The sequence below is a fragment of the Parvimonas sp. D9 genome (assembly GCF_035282565.1).
In the GTDB taxonomy this organism is placed as follows: domain Bacteria; phylum Bacillota; class Clostridia; order Tissierellales; family Peptoniphilaceae; genus Parvimonas; species Parvimonas micra.
Window position 1 is genome coordinate 108,359 of the sequence record NZ_JAYKBM010000002.1, and the last position, 18,849, is coordinate 127,207.

The window sequence follows — 18,849 nt, forward strand, 5'->3', positions numbered from 1 at the left end:
AAAATCATAAATCATTCTTCAATACATAATTATTATATCATAATTCCTTTTTGATAATTAAATTTAGGTTATTATGATGAAATAATTACAGCTTTATCATAAGGCATAAATCTATAATTATTATATCATAATCTCTTTTTTATAATTAAATTTTGGTAATTATGATGAAATAATTACAGCTTTATCATAAGGCATAAATCTATAATTATTATATCATAATCTCTTTTTGATAATTATATTTAGGTTATTATGATGAAATAATTATAGCTTTATCATTAGGCATAAATCTATAATTATTATATCATAATTTGAACAATAAAAAAGCAGTAAAATTTTGATATACTGCTTTTCATCTCATATTCAATTATTTAATTTTAATAGCAACAATGCTAATTTCCAATATATTTAATATAAACTTGGCAAGGATTCCATTCATCCCATAAAGTTGGAAAAACTTCCAATTCCTTATATCCTACAGATTTATAGAAATTATTTGTTATATCATATTCTTTATAATGACCGCTTTGAACAGTTTTAACTTGAGAATAAGTGTAACCAAGTTTTTTTGCCAATTCTTCATAAGCATCATTTAACTTTGTTCCAATACCCATTCTATGATAGTTTTTCTTAATTCCCATAACAAAAATATCTGCACAATCCACACTTGTAGCATTCAAAACTACAAAACCTACTGCCTCGTTATCCATAAAACAGGCAATAAATGGTTTATCTTGTGAATCTGTAATATATTCTTCCGTACTTTCCGGCATACCAAACCATTCAGGAAGATCATTTAATATTTCTCTTGATATTTTTTCCTTTTCTTTAATATCAACAATTTCTTTAATAATCAATTCTTTCAAATTACTAACTCCTTTAAATTTACTATTTTATATTTTTTGTAACAAATAATAAATGATTTGATGCTCCTAAAAGTTCTTTATTTTTACAATGATTAAAATGCCATTGTAGATAGTTTTCATAAGCTACATCACTCATTTTTTCAATTTTTTCAAATAATAATTCAGAAAAGCCATCAGATGCAATTATACTTTCTATCTTTAGTCCTGATTTTTCTAACAATCTCTTACTTTCATCAACTGTAAAGAATATAAAAGGTCTGTTCCATACTCTTTGAGTATTCTTATCATATGCACCATTTTCAAAATAATTAAAATTATAGTTTGTTTCCGTAATAGGTACCATATCGTGATTTATAAATGCTATAAAAATATGTGCTCCATTTTTACAAACTCTAATTACATCATTTAAAGTTTTCAGTTGATCCTCTTTATTGGATAAATGATATAGTGGACCAAATAAAAGTACAACATCAAAATAGTCATCTGGTAATATTTCAAGCTCCAAAGAACTTAATTGCTTTGTTATAATATTTTTAAAATTATAATTTTTCAAATTTTCATTTAATTTCAAAAAATTATTTTCAGCAGGTTCAAAAGCGTATATTTCAGAAACTTTATCAGCATAATTTATAGTATAAACTCCAGTTCCTGCTCCTATATCAAGCATTTTAGTATTAAAATTTATAACTTTATCTATCTCTCTCATTGTAGTAAATTTTTCCACCATTCCGAACTTACTTTTCAATCTTGAATCTTAATCAAAAAATTTATACAACATCTGATTTCTCTGTAAATCATCGTCTATATTCATTACTTCATCAAAACTTAAATCCTTACTCATAAAAAAACTCCTGATAAATTTTAAATAGTATATCATATTATAATTTTAAAAACAACTTTATGATAAGAATCCAATCCTTTTACGATACTTCATATCCGGTGATTTTTTGGAAAACTTGTTATTTCACAATAAAAAAAGAGCATAAGATCTTTAATCAATATATTTTATATTACCACTTGCTGATTTTTTAAGTCTGTTCATTATTGAAAATCCAAGTCCATTTTCATCACAACCCTCAACAATAATCAAATCAACATTTTTTTCGTCGAATTTTCTAAGACCTCTAAATAATTTTTTAGACATTTCTTTTAAGTCAAAAACTGAACCCAATGATAAAATATTTTCACTTTCCAAACTTAAAATAGTTTCGTCAAACTTAAATATTCCTATTTTCAAGTCTTTATTTTCTTTTAGTATTTTTTCAATCTCCATTGATGATTTTTTCCTGTCTTTAGTTGAAATTACCACAACTTTTGCTTTTGGTGCATAATGTTTATACTTTTGCCCAGGTGATTTTGGAATTGTATTTTCTGTTACAATAGCATCATCAATTAAAATTTCATCTTCATATTTCAAAAAATCTTCCTTTGTGTAAAACCCCGGCCTTAAAATTGTATAAGGTTTTTTAGTCAAATCTAAAACTGTTGATTCAATTCCGATATTGCAAAGCCCACCATCTAAAATTACAGAAATTTTACCATTCATATCAGTAAAAACATCTTCTGCAGTCGTTGGTGATGGCTTTCCCGAAATATTTGCAGAAGGTGCAGCTATTGGCACTCCACATTGTTCTATAAAACTTCTTGCAATTTCATTATTTGGCATTCTAATAGCAACAGTATCGAGTCCACAGCTAACAGCATCAGGAATTATTTCCTTCTTTTTCATAACAACTGTAAGTGGTCCCGGCCAAAAATGATTTAAAAATTCTTTTATATCATTATTTAATTCATAAACCAATTTTTCCATCATATCATAATCTGAAATATGCAATATTAAAGGATTATCCTGTGGTCTATTTTTTGCCTTAAAAATTTTTGAAACAGCAATATCTGATAATCCATTCGCTCCTAAACCATATACAGTTTCAGTTGGAATTGCAACAATTTCATCATTTAATATTAATTTTGCGGATTTTTCTATATTTTCTTTTGTCGGTTTTAATATTTCAGTCATAAACTATTTTTCAATTCCCAAAGATTTTTTTGCTAAATGGTCTGCAAGATCATTATATTTATCATTTGAATGAGCCTTAACCTTTACAAATAAAATCTCTATTTCCTTTCTAAACTCTCTAATTTTATCTCTATATCCTATAGTAAGAGGTAAATTACATTTCCATTCTCCATTAGCCCAAGATGAAATGCCTTGATAATCGTAAAAAACAGTTATTTTTTTCTTTTTAAGTTTTATTGCCTCACTAATAGCTCTAATTGAGCCAAAAAGTTCTCCTGTTACATTTCTACTCTTTGCAACTTCAGGATTTTCTCCCTTTCCAAAAAATTCAATAACTTCATCTTTTAAAATTAGGACAACTCCATAACCGTATTCTAAAGTATCTTTTTTATAAGAACCGTCAACATAGGCCACAATTTCATCTTCAGCAATGTCTTCTAAATTAAATCCACCGCTTTTAACTTCTATATTTTCATTATTCAAATACTCTTTAGCTTCTTCTAAAATTGGAAAAGATTTATAAATCGCACCTGAAAAACCTGTAACTTGTTTTTTACAGTCTTCCCAATTATTATAAATTCCGGCTGATTTTCCAACTTTTACCACATAATACTTTTTAGCCAAAAATAACTCCTCCTATTTCTTTTTCCAAGTTGTTGATGAAAATAAAATTAGTATTGGGAATATTTCAAGTCTTCCAGCTAGCATTGCAAAAGATAAAACTATCTTATTAAAGTCAGTAAGACTTGCATAACTTCCTGTAGGCCCTACAATTCCCATTCCGGGTCCAATATTATTAAATGTAGCCATCACGGCTGAAAATGCAGTCAAAAAATCCGGAACTGAAAAAGATATTAAAATTGTAAAAATAATAACTAAAAATATATAAATTACAAAGTAAGTCTTCACCTCTTCTAAAACTTCTTTAGGAACAGGTTTATTATCCACTTTTACGCTTAAAACTCTTTTCGGATTTATCGACTTTCTAAATTGTAAAATAGATGACTTTACTAAAATTATAAGTCTTGAAATTTTTAATCCTCCGGCAGTTGAACCTGCACATGCCCCTGTAAACATCAAAAACAAAAGGATTGAATGGGAAAAAGCCGTCCATTTTCCAAAATCAACAGTAGCATACCCTGTAGTAGATATTATTGAAGAGACTGTAAAAAATATATCTCTCATCGCCTTTAGATATGAAGTATAATTATTTCTTATATTGAAAAATATTAAAATCACACTTCCAAAAACTATAAATAAATACCATTTTAACTCTTCACTTTTAAATCCATCTCTAACTTTTCCTATTAAAATTATATAAAATAAATTAAAGTTAATTCCAAAAGTTATCATAGCAATTGCCAAAATAATTTCAACCGCCGGGCTATTATAATAAGCTATTGAACTTGCTTTTATTCCAAAACCACCCGTTCCTGCTGCTCCAAAAGCATGAATAAATGAATCAAAAACAGGATGCCCTGCTAAAATAAGTACAATTATCAAAATTCCGGTCATTGCAAAATAGATTTTATATAAAATTCTTGCAGTATAACTCATCTTCGCAACAAGTTTCCCAAAAACAGGACCCGGAACTTCTGCTTTCATAATATGAGAATGTCTATTTGAACGAGGTAAAATTGCAAGAGCAAAAACTAAAATACCCATACCTCCAATCAAATGTGTAAAACTTCTCCAAAAAAGTATTGAATGACTAAGTGCTTCGACATCTGTTAAGATACTTGCTCCTGTAGTAGTAAAACCACTGGAAGTTTCAAAAAAAGCATCTATAAAACTTGGTATCGAACCTGAAAAAATAAATGGTAAAGAACCGAAAGCAGATAAGAGTATCCAAGATAAAGCAACTATTACAAATCCCTCTTTCTCATAAAATGCTCCACTACCATCTGCTTTATGTCCGATTACATATCCACTTAACAATAATAAAATTATTGTCGCTAAAAAACTTAAAATATTACTAATATCTTCTTTATATATGAGAGAAACAATAATAGGTAAAAGTAGAAAACCTGCCTCAATATATAAAATTTTGCTCAAAATATATCTTATAATTTTCTTATTCATAATACACCTATGCCAAAATACAATCTATATTTTGTATCAAATTTGCCTTCGAAATCACTATTACAGTATCATTTACCATTATAGAATCTTCTCCCGTTGGGAAAATTAGTTTATTATCTCTAATTATGTATGCTATAAGTACATTATCTTTTATTTTCAACTCTTTTAGTGGGATATCCAGTACTTTAGATTTTTTATTTACTTTTATCTCAACAGCCTCAGCATTATTTGATAATCTATGCAAAGTCTCTATATTTGATCCCTCGCTATTAATAATTGACCTTACTACACTAATTATTATGTCAGAAACCAATCTTTTTGGTGTAACAAATGAAAATCTTTCAGTAGATGGAATTATATTTAAAAGAGAAATTCTACTAACTTTTGCAACAGCTTTTTTTACATTAAGTTTTTCAGCAAACATTCCTAACATAATATTTTCTTCATCAATCCCTGTTAATGCTACACAAGCATCATAATTTGTTAATCCCTCTTCATCTAAAACATCAGAGTCTGAACCATCTGCACAAATAACTTTAACATTTGATGGAAATTTTTCGCTAAATGAAGTTGCCAGATCTCTATTAACTTCAACCAGCTTAATTTTAATATTTTCACGAATTAAGTTTGAAATTAAGTAGTAAGAAATTCTACTACCACCTATTATAAAAACGGATTCTATCTTTTTATTTCCACCTTCTAATATATTGTAAAATTTATATGCAAATTCATCAGTTCCTGTGAAATAAACTTTATCATTTTCTCTAATAATGAAATCTCCTGATGGAATAAAAATTTCATCTTTTCTTTCAACTATTCCAATTAAAATTTTTATATTAAACTTTTGTTGCAAGTCCGAAATTTTGATATCTTTCAATGGACTGTCCTTCCCAACAGAAATTCCTATAAGCTTCACTCGCCCATCTGCAAAAGTTTCAACTGAATGTGCAAATGGATACTTTAACCCTCTGGAAATTTCTCTTGCAGCGACAAATTCGGGATTAATTACTAAATCAATTCCCAATACTTCCTTTACAAAACCAGACTTAGAAGAATATTCCGGATTTCTAACACGTGCAATAGTATACTTTGCTCCCATATTCTTTGCAAAGATACAAGATATAATATTTGTTTCGTCACTTTCAGTTACAGAAATAAATACATCGCTATCTGCAACTCCCGCCTCTTCTAAAACATCATAGTTCGTTCCACTTCCGGAAATTCCCATAATATCATATTTAGATAACATTTCATTTAGTATTTCTTGTCTTTTTTCTATTAAAATAATATCATTGTCTTCTGTATTCAAATCAGTAAATAAATACTCTCCAACCTTCCCGGCTCCAACTATTATAATTTTCATAAATACCTCCAATTCATAGTATATCATATTTTTAAAAAACTTCAATAGAAAAAAATATTTTATACAAACCGTCATTTTATTGATATTCATTATTAAAGTTTTAAGGATATTCCTATGGGTAAAATAAACTTGAAAAACAAATAAGTTTTTAAATATTTTAAAATTTTAGGAGGAATAAAATGTCATTTGAATTAGTAAAATTGAATTATGCTTATGATGCACTAGAACCTGTAATAGATAAAGAAACTATGGAAATTCATCATAGCAAACATCATCAAGCTTATGTAAATAACTTAAATAACTTAATTAAAGATACAGTGTTTGAAGAAGCTTCATTAGAAGAAATTTTAACACATTTAGAACATGCTCCGGAAGAAAAAAAGAATGGAATTAGAAATAATGTAGGTGGAGTTTTCAATCATAATCTATTCTGGGAAAGCATGACTCCAGGTGGATCAAAAGAACCTATTGGAGAAGTTGCTAAAAAAATTAACGAAAAATTTGGAAACTTTGAAACTTTCAAAGCAGAATTTAACAAAAAAGGTGCAGGACAATTCGGTTCAGGTTGGGTATGGCTTGTTTGTGATAAAGAAGGAAATATTGAAGTGATTTCAACACCTAATCAAGACTGCCCTATTTCATGTGGAAAAATTATCCTTTTAGGAAATGATGTTTGGGAACATGCTTATTACTTAAGATATCAAAATAAAAGAGCTGAATACTTAAAAGAATGGTGGAAGGTTGTAAACTGGGATATTGTAGAAAAAAGATATCAAAATAGAAACTACAACGAATGTTCTTGCGGATGCGGATGTTAATTAAAATATTAAGAGATTTCAAACGAAATCTCTTTTTTTATTGTACAATAACAAAGTTTCCGCATTTCCTCTCAATGTGAAATATCGTAGAAGGATGAGGTTCTTCTATACAAAAATAGCCGACTTGAAATTAAGTCGGCTAACATTTTATAAACTTTCAATCCAATTTTTAATTATTTCATCACTATCTTTAATGTCAAATCTTCTTCCTTCTTTTAGAACTGAACCCTTACAGGAATTTTTCAATTCTTCGTTAGTATTTCCCATTAAACTTTCTCCTGAAGTCGCAAAAGGAATAATAGTTTTTCCTGTTAAATTATAACTTTCTAAAAAAGTATTTATGATTGTAGGTGCAACATACCACCAAATAGGAAATCCTACATAGATAGTATTATAGTCATCAATATTATTAATCTTGTTTGCTATTTCAGGTCTAAATAATTTGTTTTTCATTTCGATACTGCTACGACTATTTTCATTCATCCAGTTTAAATCTTCATCTGTGTAAATTTCCTTAGGCACAATTTCGTGTAAATCCGCTCCTGCAATTTTTGAAATTCTTTCTGCAAGTTTTTTTGTTACTCCACTTGCACTGAAATATGCAACTAATTTTCTACTCATAACCAGTACCTCCTATCTCCTATTTATTCAATATTTCCTTGATATCATTGATGATTAAATCTTTTGAAATTCCATTTTCAAGGAGTAATTTTTCTGCAACAACTCTATCCGGAAAATTCTTTTTAATCCCATAATTCTTAACCTTTAAATCGGATGTTCCAAAAAATCTTGAAATTTTTTCTCCAAAACCTCCATCTATAGCTCCATCTTCTAAAGTTATTACCAATTTATGATTTTCTTTTAATTCTTCAAGCAATTCTTCATCCAATCCTGTAATGAATCTTGGATTTATCAAAGTAATGTCTCCCAATTCATCTGCAATTTCTTTTCCAAGTTTATAGAAATTACCAAGAGCAATTATGGCCACATCTTTTCCCTTTTTTGTAACTTTGTATTTATTTAAAATAGAATAATCCGTTTTGTCTTCTTCTCCTGTTGATACTAAATCTAATGCAGGGACTCTTATTGCAACAGGATGTTCATTTTGATTTAATCCCCACTCCATCATCTTTAAATGTTCTTCTTTATTTGTAGGAGCAAGGTAAACCAAGTTTGGAATATTTGAAATCATCGGTATATCAAAAATTCCAAGATGAGTCACATCATTTGCTCTATAAACAGACGCATAATAAACTAATATCAATGCAGGATTATTATTTAGACACAAGTCTTGAGAAAGTTGGTCATAAGTCCTTTGGATAAATGAACTACATACACAAAAAACAGGTTTTGCACCATTTTTTGCAAGTCCTGAAGACATAGCTACTGCATGTTCCTCTGCAATTCCAACATCGATATATTGTTTGCCCATTTTTTCCCTAACTTCTTTTGACAATTCAAAATCTCCAGGTGTTCCCGCAGTCAAAACAGCAACAGTTTTATCATTTTTAACTGAATTTATCAAAAAGTCTAAAGTTATAGAACTATAATCTTCGTCTTTTTGTCCACTTTTATTTCTCTTAAATTCTCCTGTTTCAATATCAAAAGGTGCTCCAAAATGAAAATCTTCTTTATTTATTTCTGCAGGTTTGAATCCGTTACCTTTATTTGTCGAAAGATGAACAACTATAGGTTTGCCAATGTTCTTCACGGACTTAAATGCTGAAATCAGTTCTTCAATATCATTTCCTTCATCAACATAGATATAATTAAGTCCCATGGCTTTAAAAATATTATTTTCAGCTTTTCCTTTTGTTTTTCTGAGTTCAAAAAGATTCTTGTAAATACCTCCATGATTTTCAGCAATAGATTGATTATTATCATTTATAACTACAATCATGTTACTATCAAGTTCAAAAACATTATTAAGTCCTTCATAAGCTTCTCCTCCACTTAAAGAACCATCTCCTATAACTGCAATAATATTTTCGTTATCTCCTTTTAAATTTCTAGCTTTTGCAAGACCGCATGCAAGACTTATTGAAGTTGAAGTATGCCCGATAGTAAAGAAATCATGTTCACTTTCTTTAGGAGAAGTATATCCCGTAACTGAACTATATTTTTCGGGAATCATAAATGCATCTTTTCTTCCTGTCAACATTTTGTGAACATAAGTTTGATGAGATACATCAAAAACAATCTTATCCTTTGGAGAGTCAAAAACATAATGAAGTGCAACTGTAAATTCCAATGATCCAAGATTAGGACCTATATGTCCCCCCTTTTCGCTAAGTCTTTTTAGCAAATGTGCTCTAAGCTCCACAATTAACTCTTTTAATTCATCAATAGATAATTTTTTTATATCTTTTGGTGAATTGATTTTTTCTAAATACATTATATCTCCTCCTTTTATGTAAAATTTTTACTTCAATTTATTAAATTATACCCCTAATAAACAAAATATTCAATAGTTTAAAATTTTTTAAATTGTGTTAAAATATAAATATAGAAAAAATTAGGAGAAAAAATATGAAATTTGCTTATATATTTTTTAATGGAAAATTTTTAGGAAATGTAGAATATTTTAAAAATTTCTTTATGCAAAATATAGGTGATATATTCTGTGCAGACGGAGGAGCCAATCTTTGCTATGAATTAAATTTAATTCCAAATGAAATTTGGGGAGATTTAGATTCAATTAATAAAGATATTTTAAATTTTTATGAGAAAAAAAATGTAATTATAAAAAAATTCCCTGAAGATAAAAATTTTACAGATTCTGAATTAATTTTAAATTACGTTAAAGATAAAACTTACGATAAAATATATTGTATTGGAGCATTTGGAGGAGATATAGCTCATGAACTTACAAATATTAATTTAATGTTTAAATATGATAATTTATATTTCTTAAAAGAAAATGAAATGCTATTTAAGATAGAAAAAAATTTTGAATTTAACAATCTATCAAATACAAAAATTTCATTTATACCATTTTCAGAAGAAATAAAAAATTTAACATTATTCGGTTTTAAATATAATATTGATAATATTACTCTTAAAAAAGGAAATTCTCTTTGTATGAGTAATATTATAGAATCAAATTTTGCAAAAATAACTCTTGAAAAAGGAAAAATTTTATGTGTAATTAAAACCTTAATCTGATACCATTTTTTATATTAATTTTGGTGCTTTCTCTAGTATCAAAAATATATTATACTGTTTATGTAAAATTTATTTAAGGAGAAAGTATTATTATGAAAAAGAAAGATTTAACACAAAATTTTGTAGGTGGAGTTATAATGGATGTTACTACACCCGAACAAGCAAAGATAGCTGAAAAAGCGGGAGCTGTTGCAGTAATGGCTTTAGAAAGAATCCCTGCTGATATTCGTGTTGCCGGAGGGGTTTCAAGAATGAGTGACCCTGCAATGATTAAAAGTATAATGAAATCTGTTTCAATTCCTGTTATGGCAAAATGTAGAATTGGACATTTTGTTGAAGCTCAAATTTTACAAGAAATTGGAATAGATTATATTGATGAAAGTGAAGTGTTATCTCCTGCAGATAATATTCATCATGTAGATAAAACAACATTCGATACACCTTTTGTATGTGGTGCAAGAGATTTAGGAGAGGCTTTAAGACGTATTCAAGAAGGTGCAAGAATGATTCGTACAAAAGGAGAAGCAGGTACGGGAGATGTTGTTCAAGCTGTTTCACATATGAGAAAAATTCAAGGTGAAATTCGTCAAGTAACTGCAATGGCAGAAGATGAATTATTTGAAAAAGCAAAAGAATTTAAAGTTCCTTATGAATTATTAAAATATGTTCACAAAAACGGAAAACTTCCTGTTGTAAATTTTTCAGCCGGAGGAGTTGCAACTCCTGCAGATGCAGCTCTTATGCGACAATTAGGAGCTGAAGGAGTTTTTGTAGGTTCAGGAATTTTTAAATCAGGAAATCCTGAACAAAGAGCAAAGGCAATTGTTGAAGCTGTTAAACATTATAATAATCCTAAAATTATTGCAAAAGTTTCTGAAAATCTTGGAGAAGCTATGGTTGGAATAAATGAAAATGAAATTGAAATAATAATGGCTGAAAGAGGAATTTAATATATTCAACTTTTATTGTTGTTTATCTTTTGATATTTATTATTAAATATGTTTACTTTTTATTTTTTTTGGAGTATAATATACTTGTAGCATAGATGAAAATGTTACGCAATTTATGCAAACTATTATATTTTGAAAGGAGATTTTATTATGGCTTGTACTACAATTTTAGTCGGAAAAAACGTTACTTTTGATGGATCAACAATGGTTGCTCGTAATGAGGACTCTCCATCTGGTCAATTTTCTGAAAAAAAATTCATAGTTGTTCAACCTAACGAACAACCAATAAAATATAAATCAGTTTTATCTCATGTTGAAATTGATTTACCTACTAATCCTATGCGTTATACTTGTATGCCTAATGCAGTTGATGAATCAGGAGTTTGGGGTGCTTGTGGTGTTAATGAGTTAAATATTTCTATGACTGCAACAGAAACTCTAACTTCAAATGAAAGAGTTTTGGGTGCTGATCCTCTTGTAAATTTCATTCCTGCTGTTGGAAAAGAAGGAGACAAAGATTATGTTCCTGAAAAAGTTGGCGGAATTGGTGAAGAAGACATGGTTACTTTAGTTTTACCATATATCAAATCTGCTCGTGAAGGAGTAATCAGACTTGGAGAAATTTTAGAAAAATACGGCACTTATGAAATGAACGGTATAGCTTTTCAAGATGTAAATGAAATTTGGTGGTTAGAAACTATCGGAGGTCATCATTGGATTGCAAGACGTGTTCCTGATGATTGTTATGTAATTATGCCAAATCAACTTGGAATTGATTATTTTGATTTGGAAGATGCTTTCGGTGAACAAAAAGAATATATGTGTTCTTCAGATTTAAAAGAATTTATAAATAGATACCATTTAGATCTTTCTATTGATGGAAGTCTAAATCCTAGAGATGCTTTTGGTAGTCATTCAGACGCAGATCATACTTATAATACACCTCGTGCTTGGGTATTACAAAGATATTTCAATCCACTTACAAATTATTGGGATGGAATGGATGCAGATTATGTTCCTGAATCAGATTATATTCCATGGTGTAGAACTCCGGACAAAAAAATAACTGTTGAAGATATCAAATATGCACTTTCTAATCATTTCCAAGGAACTCCTTATGATCCTTATGGAAAATTCTCAAATGAAAGAGGAAAATTCAGACCAATCGGTATTAACAGAAATAACTTCTTGGGACTTGTACAAATAAGACCTGATATGCCTGAAGAAATTAGAAGTATTGAATGGCTTGCACTTGGTTCAAATGTATTTAATGCAATGATTCCTTTCTATGTAAATATAGATAAGACTCCTGAATATCTTGCAAATACTACTAAAGAACTTACAACAGAAGATTTCTATTGGTCAAATCGTCTGGTCGCAGCTTTAGCAGATGCTCATTTTGCATCTTGTAGTTCACATATTGAACGTTACCAATTGGCTATTCAATCAAAATGCACTGAAATCATAAATAAGTATGATAATGAATTTTTAGGTGGAAAAGTTGCAAAAGAAAAAGTTGTTGAATTCTGCGAAAAGGCAAATGAAGAAATTGCAACAGAATTAAGAAAACAAACAATTGATTTATTAGGCAAAGTTCTTTACACAGCAAGCTGTGAAATGAAAAATGGTTTTTCAAGATCTGATGCTTAAAAAATTAAAATTTAAAGGGAGCTTTATTTTGCTCCCTTTTTCTTTTTCCCACTTTTTTTTACTTCCTGTTTTTCTTCCATTCTTTTATTTTTAAAAAAATCAAAAACACTTAATAATTTTAAAATTAAAATCATAATAATTAATACTTTTTCAAAAGTTCTCGCCTTAAAAAAGATTAACATTAAAATACAGATAAAAACAATCAAAACATTTATAATTAAATTAAATTTTTTATTCGTCAAAATGCTCATAGTATCTCCTCTATTCCATTAAAATCAAGGAAAGTATATCATTTTATCATATTATTGTCAATTTTGGGATAATTTACAATATATTTAATATCGTGTATAATATTTGTATTAAATATATTTGGAGGTTTTTATGGATAGAAATTATGTTAAAAATTTACTTGAAGAGTTATTAAACATCTACAGTCCTACCGGAGACACTGAAAACGCAATTTGTTTTATGGAAAAAAAGTTTAAGGAATTGAACATTCCTTGTATAAGAACTAATAAGAACGCTCTTATAGCTACAATAGAAGGTGAAGAAAAAGAAGCTATAACTTTTTCAGGTCATGTTGATACTTTAGGTTTAATGGTTAAGGAAATAAAAGCGAATGGACGTCTAGCTTTTAGCTTGGTTGGTGGCTTTTCTCCAACAAGTGTTGAAACTGAAAATGTATTTATCAAAACTTATGACGGAAAATTAATTCCTGGAACTGCTCTATATAATGAAGCGTCAGTTCACGTTTATGATACTACAACTACCGGTCAACGCTCAATAAAAAATATGGAAATCAGAATTGATGAAGATGTTAAAACTGCTGAAGATGTTAGAAAGCTTGGAATTTCTGTTGGAGATTTTATCTGTTTAGATCCAAGATGTAGAATTTATAACTCAGGTTTTATCAAATCAAGGCATTTGGACGATAAGGCTTGTATAGCTGCTATGATGGGACTTGCAAAACATTTAGTTGAAAACAAAATCAAACCGAAAAATACAATTAACTTCTTCATAAGTAATTATGAAGAAATCGGTCATGGCTCAAGTTTTGTTCCTGAAAATACTGTTGAATTCTTTGCTGTAGATATGGCAGCTCCGGGAGTTGGACAAGAATCCGATGAAAAAGCTGTAACAATATGTGCAATGGATTCTACAACACCTTATGATTTAGGAATGAGAAATAAATTGAGAAAAATTGCTGAAGAAAAAAATATTGACTACAGAATAGATATTTATCCACATTATGGATCAGATGCAACTGCTGCACTTAGAGCAGGAAATGATATTCGTTGTGCATTAATTGGTCCGGGAGTTGATGCTAGCCACAGTTATGAAAGAACTCATATTTTAGGTATCGAAAATACTTATAAATTAATGTTGGAATATTTATTAGATAAATAAATTTTAATTTGAAAAGGCATAGATTTTGAAAATCTATGCCTTTTTTTAATCAGCTTTTACATCTGTCCAGATATTATCATATTCTTTTATAAAATCTGATGGATCTTTGAATACTTCCATTTTTTTAAAATATTTATCGTCAATTTCTGTTACAGATTTTACTAATTTATTTTTATTAATCACTTCTTGATTCGGAACTGCATAACATGTATAATCCATATTTTTTGTTAAAATTTCTTTTTTGATTAAGAAATTTATCAATTTATGTGCATTTTCTTTATTCTTTGAATTTTTTAAAATTACCATTGAATCAAACCAAAGATTTGTTCCCTCTTTGGGTTTTACATACTTAAATTTTTTGTCTGCATTTAAAAGTTCAGTCGCATCTCCAGAATACATCACTGCAATCGCAGCATTTTCAGCTAACATATTATCTTTTGTTTCATCTACAAGATATGCAAGTATTGATTTTTTTTGCTTTATTAAATCTTTTTTAGCAATTTCTAATTCTTCTTTATTTCTTGAATTCATCGAAAAACCATTTTTTAAAAGTGCTGCTGCAAAACTATCTCTTGAACTATCCAGCATAACAATTTTATCTTTATGCTTTTCATCCCATAAATCAGCCCAAGAAGTAATCTCTCCATCAACTAAATTTTTATTATATAAAATACCCAATGTTCCCCAGTACAAAGGAATGGAATATTTTGACTCAGGATCATAGCTCTTATTTAAAAATTTTACATCTATATTCTTATAATTTGAAAGCTTACTTTTATCAATTGGTTCAAGCATATCTTCCTTAATCATCTTTTCAATCATATAATCTGAAGGAACAACTATATCATAATTACTTCCACCTTGTTTTATCTTCAAGTACATATCTTCGTTAGTAACAAAGGTTTCATAATTTACTTTAATTCCGGTTTCTCTTGTGAATTCATCTAAAACTTCTTTATCTATATACTCTCCCCAATTATACATATTAACAACATTACCTTCTCTTTTACTACAAGAAGATAGTAAAAAAATCATACAAAATGAAAAAAGTACATTCAAAAATATATTTTTTTTAGTCATATAATATACCATCCTCACTTTTCTTATTTATTATTAGTAAAAGAACTAACATTGCAATAAACATCAATGTTGAAAGAGCATTTATTGATGGATTTATTCCTTTTCTTGCCATAGAGTATATTTGTGTACTTAAGTTTACAACACCATTTCCACTATTAAAATATGCTATAACGAAATCATCTAATGAAAGAGTAAACGCAAGTAATGCTCCAGCAAATACTCCTTGCTTAATTTCTGGTAAAATAACCTTTCTCAAAGCATAAAAAGGTGTTGCCCCTAAATCCATGGCTGCCTCAGGTAAAAATTTATTCATATGTTTCATCTTTGGATAAACAGAAAGTATTACATAAGGCGTCGCAAGTACGATATGTGAAGCAAGCAAAGTCAAAAATCCATAATCGATATTAAAAACTTTATATAAAACCATTAATGAAATAGCTATTACTATATCTGGATTTAAAACTGGAATGTAATTCAAATTTAAAACTACAAACTTTTCACTTTTTTTCATATAATATATCCCGATAGCTGCAACGGTACCTATAAAAGTTGCAATTACCGTAGTTAGAACAGCAATCAGTATTGTATAATATAGAGCTCTCAAGACCTCTTTATCATTAAATAATTCAACATACCATTTAAAAGTAATTCCTGTAAAAGAGCCTCGGAGTTTTGAATCATTGAATGAATAAAGTATAAGCACAAAAATTGGTGCATATATAAATATGAATACTAATAAAATATATAATTTTTTTAACTTATTTTCCATTTTCCACCTCTTTTGAATACTCTGGATCAAACTTATTCATAACGAAAAGTGAAACCAAAATCATAACTAAAAGTACCATACTCATTGCAGAACCAAAATTCCAATTTCCTGTTACTCTAAATTGTTGTTCAATTATATTTCCTATTAAATTCTCTTTATTTCCACCTAAAAGTGCAGATATTTCAAAAGTTGAAATCGCTGGTATAAATACCATTGTAATTCCCGTAATAACGCCAGGCAAACTCATAGGAAATACTAATTTAGTAAAAGTCTTAAGTCTATTAGCACCTAAATCATGAGATGCTTCAATATATTCCTTATCTATCTTAATCAAAGTTGTATAAATAGGTAAAATCATAAAAGGTAAAAAGTTATATACCATCCCTATTAAAATTGATACATTAGAATACATTAAATTTACAGTTGGAAGTCCAAAAAAATTCAAAATTGAATTTAAAAGTCCATTTTTACTCAAAATACTAATCCAAGAATAAGTCCTAAGTAAAAAGTTCATCCACATCGGAATTACTACCAACAAAATCATCATATTTCTAGTTTTAACTTTAAACTTTGAAATAAAATATGAAAAAGGATAACCAATTATAAGACATAATACTGTAGATAAAACCGCCATTCTTAAAGATCTTAATAAAACTTTAATATAAGTCGGGTTAAAAAATCTTTTGTAATGTTCCAATGAAAAAAGAAAATTTTCTCCTCCATAGTCAACTGAATATTTTGCTATGAAAACAAGAGGAACAACAATAAAAATTACTAACCATACAACGTATGGATATGCAAACCTCTTAAATTTCATTTATATTTCTTTAGCTCCTTTTTTCATAATATGAATATTATCAGGTGTAACTCTAAGTCCAACTTTTGAACCTATAGGTTTTGTAATAGTGGAATGAACCATATACTCAACTTCTCCAACTTTAACAAGTAATTCATAATGAACTCCTTTAAAAATTTCAGACTTTACAATTCCTACCAACATTCCATTTTCTTCATCAACAAGCTCCAAATCTTCTGGACGAATTACTACATCAATCTCTTCATTTGGTGCAAAGCCTTTATCAACACATTTGAATTTTCTACTTGAAAAACTTACGACAAAATCTTCATTCATAACTCCGTCTAAAATATTACTTTCTCCAATAAAAGAAGCTATAAAGGCATTTTTAGGTTCGTTATAAATATCTATCGGAGTTCCAATTTGTTGAATTTTACCATCATTCATAACTACAATAGTATCGCTCATTGTGAGAGCTTCTTCCTGATCATGAGTTACATAAACGAATGTAATCCCAACTCTCTTTTGAATATTTTTAAGCTCAACTTGCATATCTTTCCTAAGTTGTAAATCCAAAGCACCAAGTGGCTCATCTAAAAGTAAAACTTTTGGTTCGTTTACCAAAGCTCTTGCAATTGCAATTCTTTGTTGTTGACCCCCACTTAAAGATAGAATAGATCTTTTTTCATACCCTTTCAAGTTTACAAGTCTTAGCATTTCTTTAACTTTTTCATTAATAATACTTTCTTGCATTTTCTTAATTCTAAGACCAAAAGCAATATTTTCATAAACATTCATATTTGGAAAAAGAGCATATTTTTGAAAGACTGTATTTATATTTCTTTCATAAGGAGGAACATTAGAAATGTCTTTTCCTTCAAATAAAATTTTTCCACTTGTAGGAGTTTCAAAACCTCCAATAAGTCTTAACGTAGTTGTCTTTCCACAACCTGATGGACCTAAAAGAGTTAAAAACTCCTTATCTCTAATATATAAATTTATATCGTCAAGAACAATATTATCTCCAAATCTTTTATTTATATTAACTAATTCGACTGCGTGATTTCCCATATATTCCTCCTAAAAACTTGGTGGATTAGTAATCCACAAAACCTTAGATTCTTTTTTAGACAAATTTATTATACTTCTTTCAAATTGACCCTTCGTATAAAAACATTCACCCTCTTTTAAAACAAATACCTTTGTTCCAAGATGAAGTTCAACTTTTCCCTTCAAAACATAACCGAATTCTTCTCCCTCAAAAGGTTCATAAGTCCTTGAATAACTTTTATGTCCATTTAAAGTTACTATTATCGGTTCCATTGAATTTTTTTGTGCATTTGGAACAATCCACTCTAATTTACTATTTCCATTTTCAAAAATAGTTTCATAAGCATCAAATTTTTGAAAAACAAATTTTTCTTCTTTCTCTTCTTTAAAAAAATCTGAAATATTAGTCCCAAGTGCCTCTAAAACATCTTCTAAAGAACTAATTGATGGCGAAGTAAGTCCTCTTTCAAGTTGAGAAATAAAGCCTTTAGTTAGCTCTGCTCTCTCTGCGAGTTCTTCTTGTGTAAGTCCCAAAATGGTTCTTAAATTTTTAATTTTTTCTCCAATATCCACTTTACTTTCTCCTAATATAACACTATATTAAACTATAAATATCCCTATATTAAACAATAAATATTATATCATAAATAAATCTTTATTCAATACTTTTTAATAAAAATTTAAAATTTTTATTTAAAATTTTAAAATATTAAACAAAATTAACTTTATAAATTTTTAACTTAATTAAATTAAAATTATTAGAAAATCTAATTTAATTAATCAATTCCATTAGATTTATTTATTGAATAGTGTTGATAATAATATTGTAAAAAACTATA

At 28.3% G+C, this 18,849-nt stretch carries 19 protein-coding genes; 5 read left to right on the forward strand and 14 right to left on the reverse strand.

The genetic code is table 11. From position 1 onward, the window contains the following. Positions 1–389: 389 nt before the first annotated feature. The 6 genes from VJI94_RS02705 to trkA form a co-directional block, all read right to left on the reverse strand. Positions 390–863, reverse strand: a complete 474-nt coding sequence (locus VJI94_RS02705; protein WP_324008239.1) for a GNAT family N-acetyltransferase — start codon at positions 861–863, stop codon at positions 390–392. Between the two features lie 22 nt (positions 864–885). Continuing rightward, entirely contained in the window at positions 886–1,569 is a 684-nt protein-coding gene (locus tag VJI94_RS02710) for a class I SAM-dependent methyltransferase (RefSeq protein ID WP_324008240.1), read from the reverse strand. Positions 1,570–1,854: 285 nt separating this feature from the next. Next, positions 1,855–2,880 (reverse strand): L-threonylcarbamoyladenylate synthase, encoded by a 1,026-nt coding sequence (locus VJI94_RS02715; RefSeq protein ID WP_324008242.1) that lies wholly within the window; start codon positions 2,878–2,880, stop codon positions 1,855–1,857. Positions 2,881–2,883: 3 nt separating this feature from the next. Further along, entirely contained in the window at positions 2,884–3,504 is a 621-nt protein-coding gene (locus VJI94_RS02720; RefSeq protein ID WP_324008244.1) for a ribonuclease H family protein, read from the reverse strand. 12 nt (positions 3,505–3,516) lie between these two features. Continuing rightward, positions 3,517–4,962 carry a TrkH family potassium uptake protein gene (locus VJI94_RS02725; RefSeq protein WP_324008245.1) on the reverse strand — a complete coding sequence of 482 codons (1,446 nt, stop codon included), beginning with the start codon at positions 4,960–4,962 and terminating at the stop codon, positions 3,517–3,519. A 7-nt stretch (positions 4,963–4,969) separates the two neighbouring features. After that, positions 4,970–6,325, reverse strand: a complete 1,356-nt coding sequence (gene trkA, locus VJI94_RS02730) for a Trk system potassium transporter TrkA (RefSeq protein ID WP_150263103.1) — start codon at positions 6,323–6,325, stop codon at positions 4,970–4,972. A gap of 179 nt (positions 6,326–6,504) precedes the next feature. On the opposite strand from trkA, the gene VJI94_RS02735 reads away from it, so the two are divergent. Next, positions 6,505–7,143, forward strand: coding sequence for a superoxide dismutase (locus VJI94_RS02735; protein ID WP_324008246.1), 639 nt, complete (start codon positions 6,505–6,507; stop codon positions 7,141–7,143). 147 nt (positions 7,144–7,290) lie between these two features. Here the strand turns inward: VJI94_RS02735 and VJI94_RS02740 are convergent, their stop codons facing one another. Together VJI94_RS02740 and VJI94_RS02745 are read right to left on the reverse strand one after the other, a co-directional pair. Continuing rightward, positions 7,291–7,764 (reverse strand): flavodoxin, encoded by a 474-nt coding sequence (locus VJI94_RS02740; protein ID WP_324008248.1) that lies wholly within the window; start codon positions 7,762–7,764, stop codon positions 7,291–7,293. A 19-nt stretch (positions 7,765–7,783) separates the two neighbouring features. Continuing rightward, positions 7,784–9,538 (reverse strand): 1-deoxy-D-xylulose-5-phosphate synthase, encoded by a 1,755-nt coding sequence (locus VJI94_RS02745; RefSeq protein ID WP_004833118.1) that lies wholly within the window; start codon positions 9,536–9,538, stop codon positions 7,784–7,786. A 134-nt stretch (positions 9,539–9,672) separates the two neighbouring features. On the opposite strand from VJI94_RS02745, the gene VJI94_RS02750 reads away from it, so the two are divergent. The 3 genes from VJI94_RS02750 to VJI94_RS02760 all read left to right on the forward strand — a co-directional run bounded on the left by VJI94_RS02750 (position 9,673) and on the right by VJI94_RS02760 (position 12,908). Further along, positions 9,673–10,308 carry a thiamine diphosphokinase gene (locus VJI94_RS02750; RefSeq protein ID WP_324008250.1) on the forward strand — a complete coding sequence of 212 codons (636 nt, stop codon included), beginning with the start codon at positions 9,673–9,675 and terminating at the stop codon, positions 10,306–10,308. 92 nt (positions 10,309–10,400) lie between these two features. Further along, the gene (pdxS, locus tag VJI94_RS02755; RefSeq protein WP_004833116.1) at positions 10,401–11,258 is read left to right on the forward strand and encodes a pyridoxal 5'-phosphate synthase lyase subunit PdxS; all 858 of its coding nucleotides are present in this window, start codon (positions 10,401–10,403) and stop codon (positions 11,256–11,258) included. A gap of 150 nt (positions 11,259–11,408) precedes the next feature. Then, the gene (locus VJI94_RS02760; RefSeq protein ID WP_324008251.1) at positions 11,409–12,908 is read left to right on the forward strand and encodes a C69 family dipeptidase; all 1,500 of its coding nucleotides are present in this window, start codon (positions 11,409–11,411) and stop codon (positions 12,906–12,908) included. 23 nt (positions 12,909–12,931) lie between these two features. Here the strand turns inward: VJI94_RS02760 and VJI94_RS02765 are convergent, their stop codons facing one another. Continuing rightward, entirely contained in the window at positions 12,932–13,159 is a 228-nt protein-coding gene (locus tag VJI94_RS02765) for a hypothetical protein (RefSeq protein ID WP_324001090.1), read from the reverse strand. Positions 13,160–13,289: 130 nt separating this feature from the next. Between VJI94_RS02765 and VJI94_RS02770 the strand changes: the two genes are divergently transcribed. After that, positions 13,290–14,315, forward strand: coding sequence for a M42 family metallopeptidase (locus VJI94_RS02770; protein ID WP_324008252.1), 1,026 nt, complete (start codon positions 13,290–13,292; stop codon positions 14,313–14,315). Between the two features lie 45 nt (positions 14,316–14,360). On the opposite strand, the gene VJI94_RS02775 is transcribed toward VJI94_RS02770, so the two are convergent. The 5 genes from VJI94_RS02775 to VJI94_RS02795 are packed head-to-tail and all read right to left on the reverse strand — an operon-like array spanning position 14,361 to position 18,583. Beyond that, on the reverse strand, positions 14,361–15,395 hold the full coding sequence (locus VJI94_RS02775) for a spermidine/putrescine ABC transporter substrate-binding protein (RefSeq protein ID WP_324008253.1): 1,035 nt from the start codon (positions 15,393–15,395) through the stop codon (positions 14,361–14,363). After that, positions 15,388–16,164, reverse strand: a complete 777-nt coding sequence (locus VJI94_RS02780) for an ABC transporter permease (RefSeq protein ID WP_118058959.1) — start codon at positions 16,162–16,164, stop codon at positions 15,388–15,390. Before VJI94_RS02780 ends, VJI94_RS02775 begins: the two co-directional genes overlap by 8 nt. After that, positions 16,154–16,981, reverse strand: a complete 828-nt coding sequence (locus VJI94_RS02785) for an ABC transporter permease (protein WP_004833110.1) — start codon at positions 16,979–16,981, stop codon at positions 16,154–16,156. The genes VJI94_RS02780 and VJI94_RS02785 overlap by 11 nt, the downstream gene beginning before the upstream one ends. Then, positions 16,982–18,031, reverse strand: coding sequence for a spermidine/putrescine ABC transporter ATP-binding protein (potA, locus tag VJI94_RS02790; protein ID WP_118058960.1), 1,050 nt, complete (start codon positions 18,029–18,031; stop codon positions 16,982–16,984). It abuts the gene before it with no gap. Positions 18,032–18,040: 9 nt separating this feature from the next. After that, positions 18,041–18,583: an XRE family transcriptional regulator gene (locus VJI94_RS02795; RefSeq protein WP_324008255.1), complete on the reverse strand. Its 543-nt coding sequence runs from the start codon at positions 18,581–18,583 to the stop codon at positions 18,041–18,043. Between the last annotated feature and the right edge of the window lie 266 nt (positions 18,584–18,849).